General features: G+C 39.9%; 25 protein-coding genes and 1 pseudogene. 25 read left to right on the top strand and 1 reads right to left on the bottom strand.

What is annotated here, in order from left to right:
* The first annotated feature begins 77 nt into the window (after positions 1-77).
* The 6 genes from MKY20_RS23800 (at position 78) to MKY20_RS23775 (ending at position 4,205) form a co-directional block, all read left to right on the top strand.
* Positions 78-257, top strand: a complete 180-nt coding sequence (locus tag MKY20_RS23800) for a hypothetical protein (RefSeq protein ID WP_341003243.1) — start codon at positions 78-80, stop codon at positions 255-257.
* Between the two features lie 57 nt (positions 258-314).
* Positions 315-497 carry a DUF3954 domain-containing protein gene (locus MKY20_RS23795; RefSeq protein ID WP_341003242.1) on the top strand — a complete coding sequence of 61 codons (183 nt, stop codon included), beginning with the start codon at positions 315-317 and terminating at the stop codon, positions 495-497.
* Between the two features lie 138 nt (positions 498-635).
* Positions 636-1,094 (top strand): ArpU family phage packaging/lysis transcriptional regulator, encoded by a 459-nt coding sequence (locus MKY20_RS23790; protein ID WP_341003239.1) that lies wholly within the window; start codon positions 636-638, stop codon positions 1,092-1,094.
* Positions 1,091-1,633 (top strand): tyrosine-type recombinase/integrase, encoded by a 543-nt coding sequence (locus tag MKY20_RS23785; RefSeq protein ID WP_341003238.1) that lies wholly within the window; start codon positions 1,091-1,093, stop codon positions 1,631-1,633. The genes MKY20_RS23790 and MKY20_RS23785 overlap by 4 nt, the downstream gene beginning before the upstream one ends.
* 250 nt (positions 1,634-1,883) lie before the next feature.
* Positions 1,884-3,134: a hypothetical protein gene (locus MKY20_RS23780; protein WP_341003236.1), complete on the top strand. Its 1,251-nt coding sequence runs from the start codon at positions 1,884-1,886 to the stop codon at positions 3,132-3,134.
* A 300-nt stretch (positions 3,135-3,434) separates the two neighbouring features.
* Positions 3,435-4,205: a hypothetical protein gene (locus tag MKY20_RS23775; protein WP_341003234.1), complete on the top strand. Its 771-nt coding sequence runs from the start codon at positions 3,435-3,437 to the stop codon at positions 4,203-4,205.
* Positions 4,206-4,378: 173 nt separating this feature from the next.
* On the opposite strand, the gene MKY20_RS23770 is transcribed toward MKY20_RS23775, so the two are convergent.
* Positions 4,379-4,609, bottom strand: coding sequence for a DUF2188 domain-containing protein (locus MKY20_RS23770; RefSeq protein ID WP_341003233.1), 231 nt, complete (start codon positions 4,607-4,609; stop codon positions 4,379-4,381).
* Positions 4,610-4,704: 95 nt separating this feature from the next.
* Here MKY20_RS23770 and MKY20_RS23765 point away from each other — a divergent pair, with 95 nt between their 5' ends.
* The 19 genes and pseudogenes from MKY20_RS23765 (at position 4,705) to MKY20_RS23675 (ending at position 22,239) form a co-directional block, all read left to right on the top strand.
* The gene (locus tag MKY20_RS23765) at positions 4,705-4,944 is read left to right on the top strand and encodes a hypothetical protein (RefSeq protein WP_341003231.1); all 240 of its coding nucleotides are present in this window, start codon (positions 4,705-4,707) and stop codon (positions 4,942-4,944) included.
* Between the two features lie 124 nt (positions 4,945-5,068).
* Entirely contained in the window at positions 5,069-5,359 is a 291-nt protein-coding gene (locus MKY20_RS23760; RefSeq protein WP_341003230.1) for a hypothetical protein, read from the top strand.
* Positions 5,356-5,760 carry an HNH endonuclease gene (locus MKY20_RS23755; RefSeq protein ID WP_341003227.1) on the top strand — a complete coding sequence of 135 codons (405 nt, stop codon included), beginning with the start codon at positions 5,356-5,358 and terminating at the stop codon, positions 5,758-5,760. The genes MKY20_RS23760 and MKY20_RS23755 overlap by 4 nt, the downstream gene beginning before the upstream one ends.
* Before the next feature lie 87 nt (positions 5,761-5,847).
* Complete coding sequence (locus MKY20_RS23750; RefSeq protein ID WP_341003224.1) at positions 5,848-6,285, top strand: P27 family phage terminase small subunit; 438 nt, start codon at positions 5,848-5,850, stop codon at positions 6,283-6,285.
* A complete protein-coding gene (locus tag MKY20_RS23745; RefSeq protein WP_341003223.1) occupies positions 6,282-8,000 on the top strand; it encodes a terminase large subunit in 1,719 nt (572 codons plus the stop codon). Before MKY20_RS23750 ends, MKY20_RS23745 begins: the two co-directional genes overlap by 4 nt.
* Before the next feature lie 78 nt (positions 8,001-8,078).
* Positions 8,079-8,564, top strand: a complete 486-nt coding sequence (locus MKY20_RS23740; RefSeq protein ID WP_341003222.1) for a hypothetical protein — start codon at positions 8,079-8,081, stop codon at positions 8,562-8,564.
* Positions 8,565-8,613: 49 nt separating this feature from the next.
* Positions 8,614-9,819 (top strand): phage portal protein, encoded by a 1,206-nt coding sequence (locus tag MKY20_RS23735; RefSeq protein ID WP_341003221.1) that lies wholly within the window; start codon positions 8,614-8,616, stop codon positions 9,817-9,819.
* The gene (locus MKY20_RS23730) at positions 9,788-10,366 is read left to right on the top strand and encodes an HK97 family phage prohead protease (protein ID WP_341003219.1); all 579 of its coding nucleotides are present in this window, start codon (positions 9,788-9,790) and stop codon (positions 10,364-10,366) included. The genes MKY20_RS23735 and MKY20_RS23730 overlap by 32 nt, the downstream gene beginning before the upstream one ends.
* On the top strand, positions 10,359-11,732 hold the full coding sequence (locus tag MKY20_RS23725; protein WP_341003217.1) for a phage major capsid protein: 1,374 nt from the start codon (positions 10,359-10,361) through the stop codon (positions 11,730-11,732). Before MKY20_RS23730 ends, MKY20_RS23725 begins: the two co-directional genes overlap by 8 nt.
* Before the next feature lie 5 nt (positions 11,733-11,737).
* Positions 11,738-11,980, top strand: a pseudogene (locus tag MKY20_RS23720) (head-tail connector protein); the annotation flags it as partial.
* Positions 11,981-12,038: 58 nt separating this feature from the next.
* The gene (locus tag MKY20_RS23715) at positions 12,039-12,371 is read left to right on the top strand and encodes a hypothetical protein (RefSeq protein WP_341003215.1); all 333 of its coding nucleotides are present in this window, start codon (positions 12,039-12,041) and stop codon (positions 12,369-12,371) included.
* The gene (locus MKY20_RS23710; protein WP_341003213.1) at positions 12,361-12,690 is read left to right on the top strand and encodes a hypothetical protein; all 330 of its coding nucleotides are present in this window, start codon (positions 12,361-12,363) and stop codon (positions 12,688-12,690) included. The genes MKY20_RS23715 and MKY20_RS23710 overlap by 11 nt, the downstream gene beginning before the upstream one ends.
* Positions 12,690-13,058 (top strand): HK97-gp10 family putative phage morphogenesis protein, encoded by a 369-nt coding sequence (locus tag MKY20_RS23705; protein WP_341003211.1) that lies wholly within the window; start codon positions 12,690-12,692, stop codon positions 13,056-13,058. The genes MKY20_RS23710 and MKY20_RS23705 overlap by 1 nt, the downstream gene beginning before the upstream one ends.
* Before the next feature lie 15 nt (positions 13,059-13,073).
* Entirely contained in the window at positions 13,074-13,700 is a 627-nt protein-coding gene (locus tag MKY20_RS23700) for a major tail protein (protein ID WP_341003208.1), read from the top strand.
* Positions 13,701-13,706: 6 nt separating this feature from the next.
* Complete coding sequence (locus tag MKY20_RS23695; protein ID WP_341003206.1) at positions 13,707-14,093, top strand: hypothetical protein; 387 nt, start codon at positions 13,707-13,709, stop codon at positions 14,091-14,093.
* Positions 14,094-14,335: 242 nt separating this feature from the next.
* Positions 14,336-16,738 carry a hypothetical protein gene (locus tag MKY20_RS23690; protein WP_341003205.1) on the top strand — a complete coding sequence of 801 codons (2,403 nt, stop codon included), beginning with the start codon at positions 14,336-14,338 and terminating at the stop codon, positions 16,736-16,738.
* 5 nt (positions 16,739-16,743) lie between these two features.
* Positions 16,744-18,171, top strand: coding sequence for a distal tail protein Dit (locus tag MKY20_RS23685; RefSeq protein WP_341003204.1), 1,428 nt, complete (start codon positions 16,744-16,746; stop codon positions 18,169-18,171).
* Positions 18,168-18,695, top strand: a complete 528-nt coding sequence (locus MKY20_RS23680; protein WP_341003202.1) for a hypothetical protein — start codon at positions 18,168-18,170, stop codon at positions 18,693-18,695. The genes MKY20_RS23685 and MKY20_RS23680 overlap by 4 nt, the downstream gene beginning before the upstream one ends.
* A complete protein-coding gene (locus MKY20_RS23675; RefSeq protein WP_341003201.1) occupies positions 18,664-22,239 on the top strand; it encodes a phage tail spike protein in 3,576 nt (1,191 codons plus the stop codon). The genes MKY20_RS23680 and MKY20_RS23675 overlap by 32 nt, the downstream gene beginning before the upstream one ends.
* Positions 22,240-22,248: the final 9 nt, after the last annotated feature.

The following is a 22,248-nucleotide window of genomic DNA, read 5'->3' as shown; positions in this document are numbered from 1 at the left end:
ATATTTTACTAGTTTTATGGAAGAAATGACATTGGAGAGATTTTAGTAAGGGAACACAAGATAGAGGGAGTTGATTAATGATGATCGGCAAAGTCGAGGTCTGGTTTATGACAGAGGAAGAGCGCCAGGCATACATCAAGAAGCATCCTATTCGACCAGCAAAGAAAGTTAAGAAGTCCGATACCACTTTAGCCAATTCAGGAATGGATTATAGATGGAGAAGCAAAAAAGGCACAGAAGCTCGATACGGAAAATAAAAAAAGCCAGGACTTCTCCCGGCCACCCAAATATATTATAACCCATTGGGAGGGATCATGGTGAAATCAAATATAGAAAGAAGCACAGCTGAAATCGATTTAATGAATAATACTAAAATGTACGTTGTAAAAGACGGCCGACTTATAGTACATGACCTCCCAGATTACGGTGAAACCCTTATTGTATCCCTTGGAGGGAAGGTTGATCGTCTCGAAACGACGGTGAAACGGAAGGTGTAAAGGATGTTTAATAGCAGAACAAGTTAAATTAGGGAAAATAGAATATTGCGCCTAACCAAAAAGTGGAGGGCACTAAATGACGCATAGACGTTATTTGGTGCCCTTTTATATTTTTATCAATAATCAGGGGGTTAGAGAATGAGGGAACAATTAGATTTTCATTTAGCCGAAATTAATCGCGAAGAAACAAAAAGGAATGTGGAAGATGCTTTGGAAAAGTATCGGATTATGCTATTAACACAGGAATTGAATCAATTGCCCAAAGTCACACAACATTTCTCATTGGAACTTCCAGCCCGCACAAATCAATTCCATTCATCCACTGAAGATGCAGCAATAAAGAATGCTGAATATGAAAGAGCAAGAAGTGAATATATAAAGAGAATTTCCATGGCTGTAAATCGTCTTGCTTATAAAGAGAGAGCAATTATAATTAGGCGTTATATGACGGAAGATGATATTTATGATTACCAGGTGTTTAATGAGCTTCATATGAGTGAGAGGACGTATCAGCGCCACAAATCCAAGGCTTTTTATAAGCTTGCATTCGCACTAAGATTAGAGGTTTACGAAGAACGGGCGGTGACTTGGGCATGAATTTTGTACAACCTATTCGCGATCCAGATATGATTTTATACATGAAGAAGTTCTTAAAGGAACAATCAGATAGAAACTACATGCTATTTGTAACAGGTATTAATTCTGGGCTAAGAATTTCGGATATTTTGCAGCTAAGAGTGAATGATGTGAAAAAATCATATTTTAATATTATTGAAATAAAGACCAAAAAGAAAAAGCGAATTGATATGACCACTCAGCTTCAAAAAGAATTCAAGTGGTATATTGAGGGGAAAGAAGATCATGAATTTCTTTTCAAAAGCAGAAAGGGTCTAAATAGACCTATCAGCAGAAGTATGGCTTATAAAATTCTTCGGCATGCAGCAGATTATGTAGGTTTAGATGACATTGGCACACATACAATGAGAAAGACATTTGGTTATCATTTATATAAAAAAACAGGAGATGTTGCATTACTACAGAAGATACTTAACCACTCTGATCCAGCTTTCACCCTTCGTTACATTGGTATTAGCGATGACATGATGAACCAGGCAATAAAGTCTTTTAGGATTTAAGAGCACTCAGTGTTGTTTAGCTGCAGTGCTTTTTTTATTTCATTTATTACAAGATTACCTTCATTTTACTCATGTGTAATTCATTTTAGAGAAGTGCTTTAAATGTATGAGTAACAAGGGATTCAGCATTTAAGTGAATTACACACAATATAAGATATGGGTAATTAGTGGTGTAAAATTATAGAAGATATTGTAAACTAAACCTATCTAAACCATGGAGCGTAATAATAATTTGATAGGGGGAAATAAAATGATTGGAAATTATAATGAATTATCAGATCAGCAAAGAAAGAACATTGATTATTTTTTACAGAGAGCTGATTCAAATAGACTATCTATCTTACATCAGAAATTTAATGTACAACGTGCAAGAAATAATATAGTCTTTAGAGAAAATATCATAAGAGACTTGATGTTCGGTCAGATTCCATTCTCCAACTTTATGGAATGGTTAGGTCATGTTGAACTAGAGGGAAATAACTCACTTTTTATATATGAAGCAGAAGAGGAAGACTTTTTACAGGATTGTTCAGTTGAAACAATTTATAATAAGTGTGAAAAGCTGCTAACACCTCTTTATGATATTAGTCCTGAAGAATTAAATAAAATAAGGTTAGTTAATGTTTCGAAAATTGAAAGTAAAAACCAGGTACTACTTACGATTGCTGCTCCTTCCCAGGTTCAGGTGAAAAAACTTGACGGACAAATGGAATTGAGAAACCACGTTTACCTTGCTTATCTTATTGTTGATTTTAACCTTAAATCAGTTATATTATTTATGCACCCTACGGCAGGTTTAGCCTCAATATACGGTGAAAGTAAGCGACGGGATATCGATGATGTTACTTGGATTATTTTGCATTTTTTCAGAGAAAATGTACTTGGTTTTACATTAAAAGAGCCTGAATGGGTTGTGAATGCTTTAGCAAAGATATCTGAGGAATATTTTTACCATAATAACCCTATAATAGAAGAAAAAAGTGAAGTTTTTACAAAAAAACATATTCCGGATTTATTAAAAAGCCTTAAAAAATTTGACCCTGATCTTGATCGTCAAGATTCAATATTAAGAATAAAAAGAGCTCTTGAAAATATTTACGATAGTGAAATGGTTGTAATTCATGGAAGGGTAACAAAGGAAATACCATTTAAAATCTTTCTGCAACAGACCGATAGAGGCTTAACACAATTTAAAGCAAATACTCGAGGAAAAGCTTTAAGTCATGCTGAAGCTGCAGATATTATAAGCTTAATGTGGGAACATGGAGAAGTCTTAAATGTAGGCTTAATTCATATTGAAGAAGAAAAGGAATATCCTTATATAATTAAGAAATTAGATAAATACTTTTCATTGAAAAAATATACTACATCAAGTACTGGGAAGGAGGTAGTTGATAATGTTTTACGAAAACTTAATAAATATAAAGAGGAAATTGAATCTATCTCTCTCTTCACGGATCTTGAGGATTTTGGACGAGGAGTTGACGATTCTCAAGCCTGATGCTACTGCATCACCTCATTTTTTATCTCGTAAAACTAAGATACCTCTCCCATTGATGGAGACCATTTTATCACTTCTAGCTCATGAATCAGTACTAGAAGCAAGGTTTTATATATTCTGCTCAAATGATGATCCGGAGTTAGTGCACGGATTTGAATTTATAAATAAAAAAGAGCTAAGGGATTTTATTGTTAGTGAGAAATTTACTTGTCCTCATTGTGATTCAAAACTGAATACGCAAAATATAAGGGTAGCTTTTGTAAAAAAAAATCTTCCTAATGAAATTTTTGAGGCATCTCTATGAAGGATACTATTTCTTTTAATAAATATATGATGAGTGCTGCAGATGATGAAATTTGGACACCTATTTCCGACCAAGAAATAGGTTATTATCTTCAATTAATTGATAAGGTCCGGACTACTTTAGATAGAGGTACAAGGAAGGAAAAAGGCGACGCTTTAGAAGATTTAATGACATTTGTTTATGGAAGGTTTGTGATTGGATATGTCGAACCAAATGTTTTTAAAGGAGATAATCAAATAGACCATATTGTCAATTTTATTGATGGTATGGTTCCTCCATTTGTATTTAGGAATATTGGTTTGAGGATGGTAGGTGAATCCAAAAACCATAAAGACTCAATTGGGGTCAGAGAAGTTACTGATTTAGTAGAACTATTACGTTCTAAAAAGGCAAATGTAGGCATCTTCAGCTCTTTTAAGACCTTTAGTAGAGGAAGAAACAAAAGCCCTTGGATTAATGCGGAAGGTAAAAGGCGAAAACTGGCTATTGCTAATAATAATGAAAAGATAATACTGGGTTTTACAATTGACGAATTAGAGACTTTGGTTGAAAAAAATTTCTACACTTTATTAAAACAAAAATATTTTGCACTAATAGATGAAATAGACGATGACTATACAGATTATCCTACTGATGATCTTTCCTCAGCTTACCATTTAAGATTATATGATTCTCTAAGACAATTAAAAGAGAATAACATAATTAGTGAAGAGAGCTATCAGGAAGGGAAAAAAAATATAATAAATAAATATGGTGATATAGAGTAATAAATGGCAGACTTTTGGCAGGATTGTGGCAGGATGTTTTGGTTAAGTCATGCTAATATGATATTAATGAAATATATTAAGAAAGTACTTTGTTTGGAAGTGTCGTCTTCCTTTACTATTAATATTAAATAAAGGACACCTCCTTTAATATAAGAGGTTGCCCTGATTGTTCCTTAACCTTTAGGAGGATGTGGATCGTTTCCATAGCTGTTAGATTGACCAATTTTTCCATCTTTATTATGGATACGATGTTCTGTTTGGTCTCTCTTAGCTTCTTTTTTACCTTCATCTATAGCACGCTGCTTCGTTCTGTGATGACTTATTGTTTCTCCACCTTGTTTATTATCCCAGCCACCATTGCTATTAGGTACAGTATGAACAGGTGGTTCTTTTTTCTTAACCATATTTTCACCTCCTTTTTTCTAGTACTTTCGACATTAATGGAGGTAATTCCTACCTAATGTAGAATTATTAGGTAGGAAGGTGGTGATTATGGAAAATGTTATTTTCAAAATTAGATAGAGAAAAAATAGGTGAGACTGTTTTAAGGTTACCTATTGTCTCCTTTCATGCGCAACATAAAAAAGTCCAATATACTGTTAAAGATTATTTTTTACCAAGTGAGGATAATTTGGAAGGGCAGTTTGTCAGGGATTTATTTATAATGAATACTGAAGAACTAATAGATAAATGGTTTGACGGTGAAGAAAATGCAAGAGAAATAATGATGAATTTATAGGTAACTAGAAGCATCCGTAAACGGATGCTTTTTTTATTGAGAAAGAAGATAGGCGATTTGAAATTTGCTGTTCATTTATCTAGAACGCAGATTCGTGGGTTAAAATACTAAGGAGGAATTAATAATGAGAGTTGAGATTAGAAAATCTGCACAGGGAACTGAATACTGGGACACGGAAGAAAAGAAAACGCTATTTGTACCAGCTGTCCAGGAACCAGATTTTGAAGTGTCTGTTAATCCGAAAAGTATGATCACAGGAGTGAATAACATTAAGGATCCAGATGCTACTGCAGTAAATATAACAGATATGACTATTAAGGAACTGCGTGCATATGCAGCTGATCATAAGGTTGATATTCCAGCAGAAGTTAAGAAGAAAGATGACATTATTAAAGTATTGTCTGATGCTGAATGAAGTACTGTGATTTCAACGGTTGCAGGAACAAGATAAGTCGTGGCGCATACTGCGATGACCACAAGAGGTCAAGGAAGTACATAAAGAAGAAGCAAAAGAAGAAACAGATTTACCATCATGACAATAAACAGTTTTATAATTCAAAGGCCTGGAAAGATACCAGGTCTTTTATTTATGAAAGAGAACGTGGCTGTTGCCAACGGTGTGGCCGATTCGTACATGGCAGGCGAGCTCATGTTCATCACATCATTGAGATTAAAAAGGATCCAACACTTAGGCTGGATGAAAACAATCTCATGCTACTTTGTCCTCAATGTCACATCATTGAAGAAAATAAAGATAAGGAAAAAGCTCAGCCGGTTTTTCCAAAATATTTTCAAGCCCCCCCTGCCAAATTTTAAATGCGGGCCAGTGGGAAGATAGGGTAGCATGGGCGGAAAATTTATCGTTGGATGAAAATTTTAATAAATAAAGGGGGGGTGTAAAAAATGGCCACAAAAAAGGAACGTCAAAAAATCGTCGCTGAAAAAACGGAAGCAGAGAAGCAGCGGATTTTGAAGATCATGCGTGATGCCGAAATTTACACCCTAACCCTGGATCCGTTGATAGAATCCTATCTTGATATCTATGAAATTTATATGACGATGTTTTTGCAGTGGAAAGAAAAAGGGTACCCAGCAACGCAGAGGCATACGAATAAAGCCGGGGCCACAAACAACTCAAAGCATCCTCTTGCGCAGCAGGTAGAGACCTGGGCTGATAAGAAAACAAAAGCCTTAGATTTGCTTGGCCTCACCAATAAATCTAAGCCTGGTAAACTTATCACTGGAGGTTCATCTGTTCGAAAAGATGAAGAGTTGAAAAAGCCGGAGCAAGTGGAGGATGACCTTACAGCCCATCGGAAAAAATGGCGGAATGTAAAATGATTGAACGCGGAATAAATTACGCTGATATTTTTGCGAAGAAGGTAAGAAAGAATCCAAAGAAATATCCTGATACTATTAAGAAAATGATAGATCGGTGGTACAAATGGAAAAAGCGAAAAGATATTTGGTTTGATGTAGATCGAGCCAATGAAATGATGGATTGGGTGGAAACCTTTGTCAGGCATACTAAAGGCGACTTAGCTGGGAAGCCATTTATTCTGGAAGATTGGGAGAAGTTCGCCTACTCTTGGATTTATGGTTGGGTCCACAAGAATGAAGGCAAAGTGGTTCGTGTAACCCGGGAATGTTACATACAGATACCAAAGAAAAATGGTAAAACTTTGGTTGCTGTAGGAGCCCTGGGATATTCCATGTTTGGTGAAGGTGTTCTAGGAGCTGATTGTTATTGCTGTGCCAGTGATTTTAATCAAGCGCAATTTGCAGCTAAGCCATTTGCTTCTACCATTCTTAATCATGATGCACTAATGAATGCATCTCGTATTTATAAAGGGCCAAAAGGGACTATATCATCCGTAACCTATGACTATATTCATGAAGAGTTAGCATATCAGAATCAATTTATAGTTATGTCTAAAAATATTGATTCTATCGAGGGTTCAAACCCTCACTTTGTTTTAAACGATGAGCTTCATAAACAAGAAAATATGGATCAATACGACAACTTCAAGTCAGCCCAGGTTGCTCGTGATGAGCCCATCATGTTTAATATTTCAACTGCTGGTAAAGGGTCCTCATCAGTGGGGATGCGTGTGTATCGGGAAGCCAAAGAAGTTTTGAAAAATGATGACAACGATTCAAACTTTGTCATGATTTACGAACCGAATAAAGGATATGATTGGACAGACCGAAAAGTCTGGGCCATGGTCAATCCTAACATCGGTGTTTCTGTTTCTATGAAAGCTTTGGAGACAGAATTTATTACAGCTGCACGTTCTGCTCATAAGAAGGCGGAGTTTTTATCCAAGCACCTAAATGTTTTTGTGAATGGTGCAGATAATTTCTTTGAACAAGATCAGGTTGAACATGTTCTTGTGGAGGATCTTGGTGATCTGACTGGGGAAACTTGCTATTTAGGTTTGGATTTATCGAAAACAACCGACTTAACTTGTGTTAGTTTGAATTTTCCATTGCATGATGATGATGGGAAGTCAATCTTAAAGGTAAAACAAATGTACTTTATTCCGAATGCAGACATTGAGCATAGGGAAAAAGAGGATAACGTACCTTATACAGATTTAGCAGAGCGCGGTTTTGTTCAATTCTGTGATGGGAAGATGATTGATCAAGACCAGGTACTTGAATATATAACAGATTGTATGGAATTGTATGATGTTCAGCAGATTAACTATGATCCAGCCATGTCCCAGAAGCTTATTGAGAAGTGTGAAAATCTTGGAATAGAGTGTCTGGCGGTTAATCAATACCCAACGGTTATGAATGCCATGGTTGATGATGCTGAAAGAATCATTTATGAGCAAAGATTGTATACGGATAATCCTTTATTTGTATACTGTGCTCTCAATGTGGTAGTAATTACAAATATGAATGGCATGAAGGCTCCGAGTAAGCGACAGTCCAAAAAGAAAATTGATGGATTTGTTGCTTTTTTAGTTGCTCATAAAGAAACCATGATGCTCATGGATGACATAGATGAAAATGGAATGGATGATCTGATTAGTGAGATTTATAGATAACAGCATATAGAATGCATTAAGTACTATTCAGTAAAAAAATGTTAATATAAATATATAAAACTGGATAGGATGGTAAATATGAAAGATATTCTCGCTTTCTTAAATGCGCTATTACCTGTTTTATCAGGTCTTGGAGGTGCGTATATTGGAGGGTACTTTACAAGAAAATCGCAACATGACTTATTAACAAAAGAAATTGCACGAGAAGAGAGCAAAGAGAAAAGAAAAGAAGCAATCGAAACCTTACTCATCTATAATCAAATAATCAAAATTGATGGTGAGGATTTGCTGGTCACTTTTGTTGGTGGCTCTCAAGTTGAGTTTGAGATTAATATTTATCAAGATAAAATTAGGCCAATGATTTATGAAAAGTTTCATCTAATTCATAAAGATGTTGCTGATGTCATCAAGCAAATTGACGATACAATTCAATTCTGTAATTTTCATGAAGAAATAACTTACGAAGAACATAGAGGATTAGCCGATGATTATAATAAATTGATACGTATTATACAAAATCATATAGAAAATTATCGTAACCAAAATAATGTATTCATTAATTAAGAGTCCTTAACGAAAGGACTCTTTTTATGTATAGAAAGGCGGTGAGCAATTGGGATTACGCGACAGTTTTTCAAATTTTCTTTACAAGCAAGCTGAGAAGCGCGGATGGTTTGAGGATATTTACTCGAGTACTATTCGTTACGGTGGCCGGTATGTTAGTGATGATAATATCCTAGAATCAAGTGACGTTTATGAATTGCTGCAGGATATTAGCAATCAGATGATGCTGGCTGAAATTGTTGTGGAAGATCTGGAAGGAAACGAGATAAGAAACGATCCTGCCCTGAGAGTTCTTAAAAAACCTAATCATTATTTGACAAGCTCGGAGTTTATCAAGCTCATGACCAATTCATATCTGCTACAAGGTGAAGTGTTCCCAGTATTGGATGCAACTCAGCTGCATCTGGCAGCTAATGTATATACTGAGTTAGATGAGAGATTGATAGAGCATTATAAGATTGGTAGTACCGAGATTCCAGCCTTTATGATTCGTCATATTAAAAACATCGGTACGGATCATCTTAAAGGAGTTGGACTTTTACAGCTTGGCAAGAACACTCTGGAGGGTGTTATGAGCGCCGAAAAGGTTTTGACGGACAAATACTCTAAAGGTGGTTTACTAGCCTTCCTGCTTAAACTGGATGCTCATATCAACCCACAGAACGCAGCGCAGTCGAAATTAATAAAAGCCATCCTTGACCAACTAGAAGCTATCGACGAATCAAGGTCTGTGAAAATGATCCCTCTGGGTAAGGGTTATTCCATCGATACTATGAAAAGCACAATTGAAGATGATAAAATTTTAGCTTATCTGAATGTGTATAAGAAAGATCTGGGCAAATTTCTAGGTGTCAATGTCGATACTTATATTTCTTTAACAAAATCTGATTTAGAGAAAGCCATGATGTATCTCCATAACAAGGCTGTAAAACCAATAATGAAAAATTTTGAAGACCATTTAAGTCTTCTTTTTTTTGGTCCCAATTCCGAAAAGCGAATTAAATTCAAGATTAATATTCTTGATTTTGTTCCCTACAGCACTAAGACGAACATTGGTTATAACATCGTTCGGACCGGGATCACATCTCCTGACAATGTGGCCGACATGCTGGGATTCCCTAAGCAAAATACTCCAGAAACCCAGGCAGTCTATATTTCTAATGATCTATCTAAAATCGGAGAGAAAAATGCTACAGATGATAGCTTGAAGGGGGGTGATGGAAATGACAAAGAAAAGGGAACTGAGGACAATTGACATCACCAATTTTAGGACAAGGGATGCGGTAAATGATCAGCCGGCTGTTATTAGTGGTTACGCTGCAGTATTTAATTCAAAGACAAGCATCGGTGATTATTTTGAGGAAGTGATTATGCCTGGAGCCTTTAGCAAGTCTATCTCAACAAACAGCGATATACGGGCATTGTTTAACCATGACTGGAACAATGTCTTAGGAAGAACCAAAAGCGGTACACTGAGGCTGTCAGAGGACGACAGAGGGCTGAAGTTTGAAGTAGAGCTGCCGAATACATCTCTTGCCAAAGATTTAGCAGAGAGCATGTCCAGGGGAGATATAAATCAGTGTTCCTTCGGTTTCTTTGCTACTGAAGAGACCTGGGATTATTCAGTGGAGCCGGCATTGAGGACAATTCATGAGGTTGAACTCTATGAAATTTCAGTCGTGTCGATACCGGCATATGAAGATACTGAGGTAACTTTGGTTAGAAGCAAAGAGGTAGATAAAACCGTAGAACAGCGGATCAAAATATTAAATCAAATAAAGGGAGTTTTGGAGAATGAATAAAAAACAATTACTTGCCATGCAAAAAAGAAACAAAAAGCGTCTTACTGAGCTGCGCACTAAGTTGGAAAAAAATGAAGTTCGTGCTGAGGATTTGGAAACTGTGCAACAAGAAGTCCAGGATCTTGCGGATGAAGCGCAAGCTATTGCCGATGCTCTTGCAAACCTTCAGGATGGTGAAGGGGAAGGCGAAGGAGAGGAAGGCCGCAGCGGTGACCAAGATGGCGAAGAAGGATCCGGGGAAGGGTCTGGAGATGAAGAAGGTGAAGAGGAAGGTCAGCGTTCAGCTGTAAATGTTTTAAGCTCTGAACGACGAACTGAAATCATGTCTCAGATTTCAGCTGGCCTGTCCACCCGTGGTCACAAGTCCACAGCAAGAAAACAGCTGGAGCAAAGATCTGCATTCGCAAAATTCGTGGTAGGTCAAATCACTGAATCAGAAGCGCGTGCGTTAGGGGTGCAAACTCAAAATGGTTCTGTTTTGATTCCTGAAGTGGTTGTTAATGAAATCATTTCGTATGCTCAGGAAGAAAATCTGCTTCGAAAATATGGAACACGTGTAAAAACAAATGGAAATGTTAAATATCCGGTGCTGGTCCGTAAAGCAAATGCGAATGTGACTAAAACAGAAAGACATATTGGTCCGAATCCTATTCCTGAGACAGAAATTGAATTTGATGAAGTATTCTTATCACCAGCTGAATTTGATGCTCTTGCAACTATCTCCAAGAAAATCATTAACATGTCTGATCCAGGATTCAAAGTTGAAGACATTGTAATCGAAGAGCTGCAAAAGGCATATGTTAGAAAAGAAACAAATTACATGTTCAATGGAAATGATGCAGGAAATGAAAACCCTGGGGCATTAGCTAAAAAGGCTGTTGCCTATTATGAATCTGCACCAGTTGACTTGTCGCAGGCGGGCCTTGCAAACAAGCTTTATTCAGAGCTTGTGAAAATGAAAGGTCAAGTTACTACTGAAGTTCGGAAAAAGGCAATGTGGATTATTAATGGCGCAGCTGTTACAGCTCTAGAAGGTTTGCTCGATGCTCAAGGTCGTCCCCTTCTATACGATTCTGGCACTGAAGGAGTAAGCTACAAATTGTTGGGGCACAAAGTTGACTTCACAGATGCTGCAGACGGAACGGATCCAACTAAGCCAGTATTTTATTTTGGAGATTTCAAAGCTTTCAAGATTCAAGATGTTATCGGGGCTATGGAAATTCAAAAGCTGGTTGAAAAATATGCAGATACAAATCGTGTTGGATTCAAGATTTACAACTTGCTTGACGGTCAGCTTGTATACTCACCATTTGAACCAGCTGTTTACCGTTATGAAGTCGGCGCGACTGCTCCTGTTGGCGGGTAAAAACTATGGATGAACTGATCCAAAAATTAAAAAAGCATATTCATTGGGAAGAGGGCATGGATGATTCCATGCTTTCTTTTTATTTGGAACAAGCCAAGACATATGTTCAAAATGCTCTTGGCCGTCAGGTGGAGTATTTGGTGATTATGGTTGCTGGAATCTTTTATGAGTACCGGGTTTCCGAGAAGGAACTCGGAGAGGCGCTTGATGCTTTAACTCCTTTCTTTGTCCAGGAGAATTATTCAGATATGGACACCACTTCTCAAGAAACTGATACCACATTGGTAACACAGGAGCTGTATTCGGATGCCGAGACGAACTAATCAATTAAAATGGACAGCAAACCTTCTGAAGCTTGGTGAGACCATTGATCCGGCCACTGACCGGGTTGTAATGGGTTATCCATTAGATCGTGAAATCAAATATAGAAATCTGGGAGTAACCTCAACAGACAAAATATTTGCCGAACGAGATGTTAATGAAGTGGTGAGAAAAATTGAAGTTCGGTTGGATAGAGCGATAGAAGATAATCAAAAAGACTATCGCATTGAGATCAGAGGAAAAAAGTATAATATTGAACGCATCTATACGAAAGAAGATGAGCGTTTGATGGAGTTGAATTTATCTTATGCAGGTTAATCTCCAGCAGCTGCGTTCCATCATGAAGGAGTCCGGCATCACAGTTTATAGGGATGACGCACCAACAACTGCGGTTTATCCTTATATCATTTATGAATTTGTTAATGAGGCTCAAAAGCGGTCATCCTCAAAGGTTCTCAAATCCATGCCTCTGTATCAAATTGCCTTAATTACTAATGGCACAGAAGCTGATTACGAACCATTGAAAGCGGTCTTTAATAAATACCAAGTAGAATATAGTCGTTTTGAAGGCTACCCATATGATGAAAATGACAGCACCATCACGCAATTCATTACAAATGTGAGGTGTGTGAATTAATGACCAATAATAACAATGGCTTTGCCCAGGCGTTGGATGATTTAAGAACGATGATTGATGTTAATCAGTCAGTTGAAAAGGATGAACTGGTGCAAGCTGCTGAATACTTTGTTAGTCAATTGGAAAGCAGGATAAAAACTTCTTCTAAAAACAAGAAGCACTTGAGGGACAGTCTGAAGATAGTTATTAAAAATGATTATGTTTCCGTCCAGTTTGAAAAAGATGCTTACTACTGGTACATGGTTGAACACGGCCATAAAAAAGCCAGCGGAAAAGGAAGAGTCAAAGGGCAACATTTTGTCCGGAACACAGTCGATGAGGAACAGGAAAGACTTATTGACATTATGGCTCAAAGAATATTTGGATAAGAAAGGATGAGAACGATGGTAAAAGCAAAAGAAATGCTTTATCCGGTTGGTGTGGAGAACTTATATATTGCAACGATGACAGGTGGAAAAGATACAGCTGGGGCAATACCAACCTATGATACAGAAATTTATAGTTTACCAACCATTGAAACCATTGGAATACAGGGGAATCCAACAACGGCTACAAAATGGGCCTCAAATATGTTGTTTGTCAATGCTACTAAGAACTCCACGTTTACCTTGACTTTAGATCACACGGCTCTCCCGGTTGAAGTAACAGATAAGATTATGGGTTACCTGGCCACAAAAGGAATTGTATTTGAAACTTCAGATGTTAAGGAACTGCCTTATTTTGCGGTAGGCTTTATTGCTCCCTTGAATGACGGATCTAAAATCGCTCGTTGGTACCCTCGAGTCCAGGTAACACCACCACAGGAGTCTTATACATCGGCTACTGAAGAATCGACCATACCCACACAGCAATTGGTCATGACTGCTTCACCGTTATTATTTAATAAAGTTACAAAGGTTGACTTTAATTCTGCTCGTGATAGTGCGACTGGCATTACTGCTGAAGAGTTTATGGCGCAAGTTGTAGCAGATCAGTCTCAATTAGAAACTCTATTCCCAACTGGAGTGTGATTGTAAGTGGCAAAGCTTAGTGATTTAGTAAACGTCAATATCAATCGAGACACCATTAACATCCAGGGTGTTTCGTTTCCTGTTATTTTTACATTTAAAAGTTTTCCTCTTGTTGAAGAAGCTTACGGTAAGCCATATCATGTGTTTGAAAAAGATATCAACAGGATGCTGCAGAAAAAGCAGCTAACACTAGGTAAGACCGAAATCAGACTGATGAATGCCTTAATCTATGCCATGGTAAAAGCAGGTGGTACAGATTGTACCCCAAGAGAAATTGAAACTTCTATTCCACTTTCTGATCTACCTGGTATTTTTCAAAAGGTCCTTGATATCTTCAGTAATCAAAATTTCCAGAAAAGTGATATGGAGAAAATTAAAACCGAAAAAAAGTAAAGAACGTATTCACCGATAAAGCGAAATCTCAATCCGAACTGGATTGGGATTTTTATTTTTATGTCGGGAATACGATTTTAGGATTGCCTATGGACGATTTTTTCAACATAACTCCTAATCATTTGCTAAAGCAATTCATTATGCACCTGAAATACACAAATCCAGATGCATTAGTGAAAGATAAACCGTCGATTATTTACACACTTGATCAAACGCCATTTCTTTAATGGGAGGTGAGATACATGGCAGAACGCCAAAGAGACGTTGTACTGAATTTCCGGATGAATGGGCAAGTGCAGTACGCTCAAACGCTTAAACAAATCAATATGGTCATGCAGACTGCAGCCAAAGAATATACAAATCAGATTCAATCCATGAGAAAAAACGCATCCCAAACTGAGAAGCTTCGAGCTGAAAAGCAGAAGCTTCAAACACAGATGACAGCTTCAAGCGAAAAGGTGCGAATGCTCCGTGAGGAATTTGAAGCCATGTCAAACGATTCGAGCGCAACGGCAGAAGATCTGCAGAAGCTATACAATAAATTGCTTACTGCAGAAAATGCCCATACCAAATTGGAGCAGGCAATGGAGCGTGTTAATGCTGGTCTGACAGATGAAGCCATTGCTGCCCGGGAAGTGCAAGATGAGCTTAATAAGCTAAAGGATGATGGCAATACACTTGAAGCTGAACAAAGACGGTTAACCAGTGCTTTTGAATTGCAGAGGGCTCAACTAGGAGAAAATGCTAGTGAGGCTGATCGGGCTGCACTTGCCCAGGAACAATACACCCAACAGATGAATATGGCCAGGAGAGCAGTCGATAATTTAGAGCAACAACTAGAGGCAACCCGTCGTGCTTACGGAGAAAATTCTGTAGAAGTTATGCAGTTAGAAACTCGTCTGAACCAAGCGCGTTCCGAAATGACACGTTTTTCCAGGGGATTGGATGATGTGGAGGAAAGTGCTGAAGGAGCTGAAAGTAAATTAGGTATGTTGGGTAGAGGAGCACAGGCTTTAGCTGGAGCCCTCCCAGCTGCAGCTGTCGCTGGTCTTGCAGAAAGTACAAAAGAGTTAAGTACTGAATTGTCAAGATTACAGTCCAATGCTGAAACATGGGGTTTTACCGGTGAAAAAATTGAGGAATCATTTAAAAAAGTTGCTGCAGTAAGCGGAGATACAGGTGCAGCAGTAGAAACCGTATCTAACCTTATGGCGACAGGATTCGATGATAATCAATTAGCGGAAGCGATTGAGTACGTTAACGGTGCATACGTCCAATTCTCTGACACATTATCAACTGAAGGTATTGCAGATGGTATTCAAGAGACTTTTGCGGTTGGTGAAGCAGCAGGTTCGTTTGCTGAGCTATTAGAGCGAAGCGGAATGTCCCTTGAAACATTTAATGAAGGATTGGCAAAAGCTAAAAAGAATGGATCAGAGACGGATTATGTTTTGCAAACTCTGTCAGATACAGGGGTAAAAAGCTTTTATGAATCTTATCAGCAATCGAATAAAGCCCTTATAGAAGCAAATGAAGCTGAGGTTGAACATCAAATGGCACTGAAAGAGTTGGGAGATACTTTGCGTCCTCTTGTAACAGATGTTACACAGTTCACAACAAAAATTATTGAATGGGCCAGTGAAAATCCTGAACTTACGAAAGGAATTGTCATAGCTACTACCGCCATCGGAGCTTTAGTGGCAGTAGGAGCAGTGTTAGCCCCAATATTTACTGCCATTGCAACTACCGCAGGAGCTGCAGGAATTAGTGTAGGAGCACTGATGACTACTATTCTTCCTATCATTGCAATTGCTGCGGCAGTAGTAGCTGCCATTATTGGGATTGTGTATGCTGTTAAAAATTGGGGCGAAATTTCGGACTGGTTAAGCAAGAAATGGGATCAGTTCACTTCTTGGATATCAAAAACAACCTCGAAATTAGCGAAGGACTTTGTAAAATGGTTTAACAACATGAAGGATGGGGCGGTGGAAAAAGTAGATGAATTAAAGGTGAAGGCTGTGAGAAAAGTTGTTGAATTAACTGTAGATGCTGTGAGGAAAGGACAGGAGTTGAAAACAAAATTTGTGAATAAAGCCAATGAACTGAAGGATGGAGCGATTAGCAAATTTAATAGTTTGCGAGATGGAGCATCCAGGGTTATGAATCAAGCTAAGGATAAAATCCTCTCCCCCATTCAATCGGCAAAAGAAAAAATTAGTGGGATTGTTTCCGATATTAAAGGATTTTTCACAGGTATGAAGCTATCAATTCCGCAAATAAAAATGCCGAAACTACCTAAATTTACGATTTCAGGCGACTTTGGATTAAATCCACCAAGAGTCCCGAAAATCGGTATTAAGTGGAATGCAAAGGGTGCTATATTTACTCAACCAACCATTTTTGGTATGAGCGGGAACATGCTACAAGGCGCCGGTGAAGCAGGGCCGGAAGCAGCGCTCCCGTTAAACGAGGAAACACTAGGTGCTATTGGAAGAGGCATTGCATCCACCATGGGTACAAGACAACCTATGATCATCCAAATGGTTACTCCGGATAGGAGAGTACTGGCTGAAATGGTTGTCGATGATGTGACAGAATTACAAGAATTTAACCAAAACAGAATTAGAAAGTTTTCTAAGGGGTGATTTCTTTGGCTTTTTCTTTTTCTTTTAACGGGACCAGAAAATCGTTCCTTTTTTGTGAGGACGAAGGCAGAAAGGAATCAGTATTTGCCCCTGTCTCAAGGAATTTACTAACCATACCCGGGATGCCAGGTGCCCATTTGGAGAGTACTGACACCTTAGTCAGGGTTATTCAACAGCCAGTATTTTTCCAAGGGATAAATGATGCTGAACTCAGTGATTTGGAAGAGGAACTTGCAGAGTGGTTGCTTACTGAAAAGCCTGCTCCTTTGATATTTGATAAAAGACCGAACCGAACTTATTATGCTGTGGTAGACGGTTCTTTTGATATAGAAGATGCCCTTCATATCGGGCAAGGGATCATTACTTTTGTCTGTCCAGATCCATACAAATACGGCGAAGAAAAAACAGATCCCTTTCCTGAGGACGGTATTATCACAAACAGTGGTTCTGCGGAGACTCCCCCGATAATAAACCTGGAAGTGTTGCAGAAAATCACTTTTGCAATGGTTCAAAAAGGTGTAGAGGAATATATGTTAATAGGCGAACCGACAGAGGTTACAGCCACTCCGGTCGATACTCGTACATCATTACTTTTCGAGGACGGATCAACAATCGGCACTTGGCAGCCAGTGGTTCCTGGAATGGGAGCAACAGAAGGAACGATAGGCTACGATGGAGCCGGGATTACTGCACCTTCCTACGGCACCGGTTCCTCATATCATGGCCCTTATGTTTACAAAGAGGTACCTTTAACTGCAGACTTCGAAGTCGAGTTGCGAGGTCAGTTATTGTCAGGTATTCCGGAAACAGGTCGTGTAGGATTCTCGTTATTTGATGATCAGTTACGGAACATCGCGATGATGAACGCTGTTGACATTATTACTTCGATGCATCGCAAATCAGCAGAAGGACGTGTAGGTCCTTACGTTGGGGACTTCATTAATTATGCTGTCAGTTCTCGTAATTACCGGTACGAGTGGGAGAACTTCCCGGTCTACTTAAGGCTAAGAAGGACGGGTGACACCTTCCAATTTTATGTGGCACGTGTTCTGGGGGACGGTACACATGTGAATCAGTTAACCCAAACGTGGACGACAGTTAACGACGCACATCGAGGTCAACTGAAATATGTTGGGATATTTATCGAAAAACATGGAACCACTCCATCTCCGCATACAAATCGCATCGACTATATTCGTGCATACAGTTTATCACAGGTTGCAATTGATCAAACGCCATACATTGCCTACCCGGGGGATGTAATCACATTCAACCATGAAACCAGAGACATTTTAATAAACGGAATCGATCGCACAGATCTTAAAGCGTTTGGGGCTCGATACTTTGTGCTCAATAAAGGTAAAAACCTTTTAACGTTATTACCTCAAGGGGCATTTAATGCGTCTGTCACCTTTAAGGAGAGGTTCAAATGATTCATGTAGTGGACGGTTTAACAGATAAAATTCTGTCCGTCATTGATATAGGAGAGTTTTGGAATGACGTCCATCGCAAATCGTTAAAGGATACGACAGAAACATATGACTTCATTACTTTTGGAGACGAGCTGTTCTCTACTCATTTAGGCAAAAGAAACCGAATAGTCATCCCCGATGAAGATGGCAGATATCTAGAGTTTATTATTATCAATGACAGAAAATATCGTAGTGGACAAGGTGGTCAATTCGTAGATATCAAGTCAAATGCATCGTATTTAGAACTCCGGAAAGCAAAAGTAATTTCTCCTGGTAAGCGTTCGTCACAATCACTATCTACGCTTGTATCGCTAGCAGTCGGAGGTACTGAATGGCGGGCAGGCAGGCTTGAAGGATTAGGAACACGAACGATTGATATTGAAAAACATACAGATCCTTACTCGCTTTTACAGATAATTTCGGCTGAATTTAACTTGGAACTGCAGTTCCGTATTGAAGTCCGTTCTAATCGAATTGTATGTTGACATGGTGAAGAGAATAGGTGAATGGCGGGGGCGTGAAGTCGAGTTCGGCCATGATTTAATTGGCATTGAACGCATCGAGGACACGGACAGTATCATCACAGCCCTTGTAGGTATTGGACCTGAGCGTGAGGATGGAACTCGATTAGAAGTAACCGTTTCCGATTCTGATGCATGGCAACGGTGGGGACGTGTGGATCCTTCTACGGGTCAGCGGTCACACATCATAGAAACTTATGAGCCTCAGTCGAATAATCAAGAAATGACTGAGGAGCTGTTGACAACGTTAACAGAGAATGAACTTGAGAAGCGTATTAACGCCATCATAGAGTACAGGGCAGAAGCAGCTGATCTTGAGAATGTACCTGGCCTTAAGAACAAAAAAGTTCGTTTTGGTGATTCCATTCGCGTTAAGGATTCAAAATTTGAGCCTCCGATTTACCTTGATGCCCGAGTGCATAGCCAGGAACGATCAATTAGTGATCCATCGAAGAAGAAGTTTGTCCTGGGTGATTTCATTGAATATAGTGAGGAAGATATTCACGCTCTATGGAGTTCCATGCAGCTGGAGATACAGCGCAGGCTGGCGAGGTTACTTGTGGTTAATGTCGAATCTACTGCAGGTGATGTCTTTAAGAATGGAGCCGGTACTACGACATTAACGTCTCGTGTTTTTCTAACCGGCACAGAGGTAGACCAAGGCGGAAATCTATATTCATACAGCTGGACGAAACATGACAAATCTGGTGTACGGGATATGGCTTTTGCGCGCGCAGGAAAGTCTATCACAGTTGCGTCTGCAGATGTGGACACAAAAGCAACATTTTTTGTGGACATAGGTTTCCAGGGAGAAGTGATTCAAACAGGTCAATTTACCATTGTTGATTTATATGATGGACAGGACGGCGAGCAAGGCCCGGCTGGACCACAAGGCCCTCAAGGTCCTAAAGGGGAACAGGGTCCACAAGGATTACAGGGGCTACAAGGTCCACAAGGAGACAAGGGAATTCAAGGGCCACCAGGTGAAGACGGAGTATCATCTTATACCCACATCGCTTACGCCAACAGCAGTGACGGAACGGTCGGATTCTCGGTTTCTGATTCAACTAACAAGGAATACATTGGGATTTATGTTGATAACATCCCTGATGATTCTACTGATCCCGGTATGTATAATTGGACACTTATGAAGGGAGCCGACGGTGCACAAGGACTTCCCGGCCCTAAGGGGGCAGATGGTAAAACCCCCTATTTTCATACCGCCTGGGCTAACAATGCTACTGGTACATCAGGGTTTAGTACGACAGATGCAACTGGCAGAACGTATATTGGAACCTATACTGATTTTTCTGCAGCTGACTCTAGTGAACCATCAAAATATACTTGGCAGTTAGTTAAAGGAGAAAAGGGAGATCCAGGCCCTCAAGGTCTACAAGGGCTGCAAGGTCCCAAGGGAGACCAAGGTATTCAGGGACCAAAGGGAGCTGATGGTCTTTCTTCTTACACTCATGTTGCCTATGCAAATAGTGCAGATGGCCAAACGGGATTTTCAGTAAGTGATTCCACTAATAAATTGTATATTGGTATCTATGTAGATCATATTGCTTCTGATTCGACAGATCCGACTAAATATGCCTGGACTCTGATAAAGGGAGCTGATGGGGAACAAGGTTTGCCTGGTCCTGCTGGGGCTGATGGGAGGACTCCATACTTCCATACAGCTTGGGCCACTAATTCAACAGGGACAGCAGGTTTCAGTACTACCTCTTCAGTAGGAAAAACGTATATCGGTACTTACACCGATTACACTGCAGCAGATTCGACTAACCCAGCTGATTACAATTGGGTGCTGATGAAAGGGGACAAAGGGGATACCGGGGCTCAAGGTCCACAGGGGCCACAAGGACTCCCTGGATTCGTTTTAAGTTGGAACACAACAGGTACTGTAACAGTTGATTCTCAGGGAAGGCTGTCAAAATTAACGGGAAGTTCTACATGGGACTCGCAGGCGTATTCAACTGAGAGTTACACTGGAGGAGCTTTTCTAACGTTTAAGGCTGGAGTCAATTCAAATAACATTATGATTGGCCTCAACTCTGACCCGGCGACGGATGCCAGCTACACTAGCCTAGATTTCGCATTCTACCTAAGAAGTGCGGGGACATTCAGTTTCTATGAGAGTGGAACCTCAAGAGGGACAGCTACACCGTTTGCGGTGGGAGATGTGTTTTCGGTTGTCTACGATAACACGGAAGTTCGGTATTACCATAACGGAAACCTAGTGAGGACAGTCGCTACCTCTTCGGGACGCACTCTATCGGTAGACAGTTCGTTCGGCACGGTTAGTTCTATGAGTCCTCACATTTACGACCTCTACTTTAGTCCAGCGGCAGCTAAAGGCCCCCAAGGACCTACGGGACCAACGGGTCCGCAAGGTCCAAATATCGTTGATAGCACAACGCAAATCGAAGCTAACGTCATCAAAGCGAATCACATCGACGTATCGAATTTATCCGCGATTGTCGCTAATCTTGGCAAGGTTACAGCCGGTGAATTAACAGGTGTAAGGCTTGAAACTGATGATGGGCTCGGAAGTAAAGTTATCATTAACAACGGGGAGATAGAAGCATTCCGAAACGGAAACAAGATAGCTGCGATTAATAAGCTAGGTTTCTGGATTTTCGACGACCAGGTGAACGGAGCTGGCGTGGGGATCATCCGAGACGAGCGTGACACCGGCAACGGAACACTAAGTCTTGGTATCCACAGTTTCCGCGACGAGTTGAGGTTAGGATTCATGGAAAGCGACGGCACAACATCAAGGTCTTGGTACAGGGCAAGTAAGGACCTTGAGAGAACGGAGATATACGGTACAAATATCGCAGGCGTCGACCGCGGTCGCTTAATAATGAGGGCTACTAAGGACGGCAATACGGACGGTCTTATCCCGTCTATCGCCATTAATAACTACACAACAGGCGGGGGTACCTCTAACCCTACGTATTGGTCGGGTGTATCGATTGTCACTGGTCGAGATAACAGTACCCCGAGTGCTTCCAACAAACGCTTCGGATTCGAAGTATGGCAGTACCGAGGTACCGGAAATGGCGCGGATAAACAGATGATGCGGTTAGATACTGACACAGACGGCACGACCTACTCTGCTTTCTATACGGATAAGTCGTACTTACCTAGGCCATTACTTCGTGCAGATAACAATCAGTACTATTGGGCAGCGGGTGTCCAAATCGACAGTGACATAGAGTCCATCCACGGTGTGCAGAACGCAAACAGCGTTATTTACATCGACGAGCTTACTGTCAACATAGCCTCTGGTGAGAACCTGTCCTATTTCGATTACAACTTTAGTGGCGCGGAAAACATTTTCCACGTCCAAGTAACGATGTACGATAACAACTCATACCGATTCACGCCTGCTGTATATAATCAGTCGATGTCCGGATTCCGGGTGTACTTGACACGCGTCGTTGCGTCGACCACTGCGTACTCAATCAAGTGCCGCGTAATGATTGTCTTCGAACCTTAAACCGACTGG

Source organism: Cytobacillus sp. FSL W8-0315, assembly GCF_038002905.1.
GTDB lineage: Bacteria > Bacillota > Bacilli > Bacillales > Cytobacillaceae > Cytobacillus > Cytobacillus pseudoceanisediminis.
This window is presented reverse-complemented; position numbering and strand designations above follow the sequence as displayed.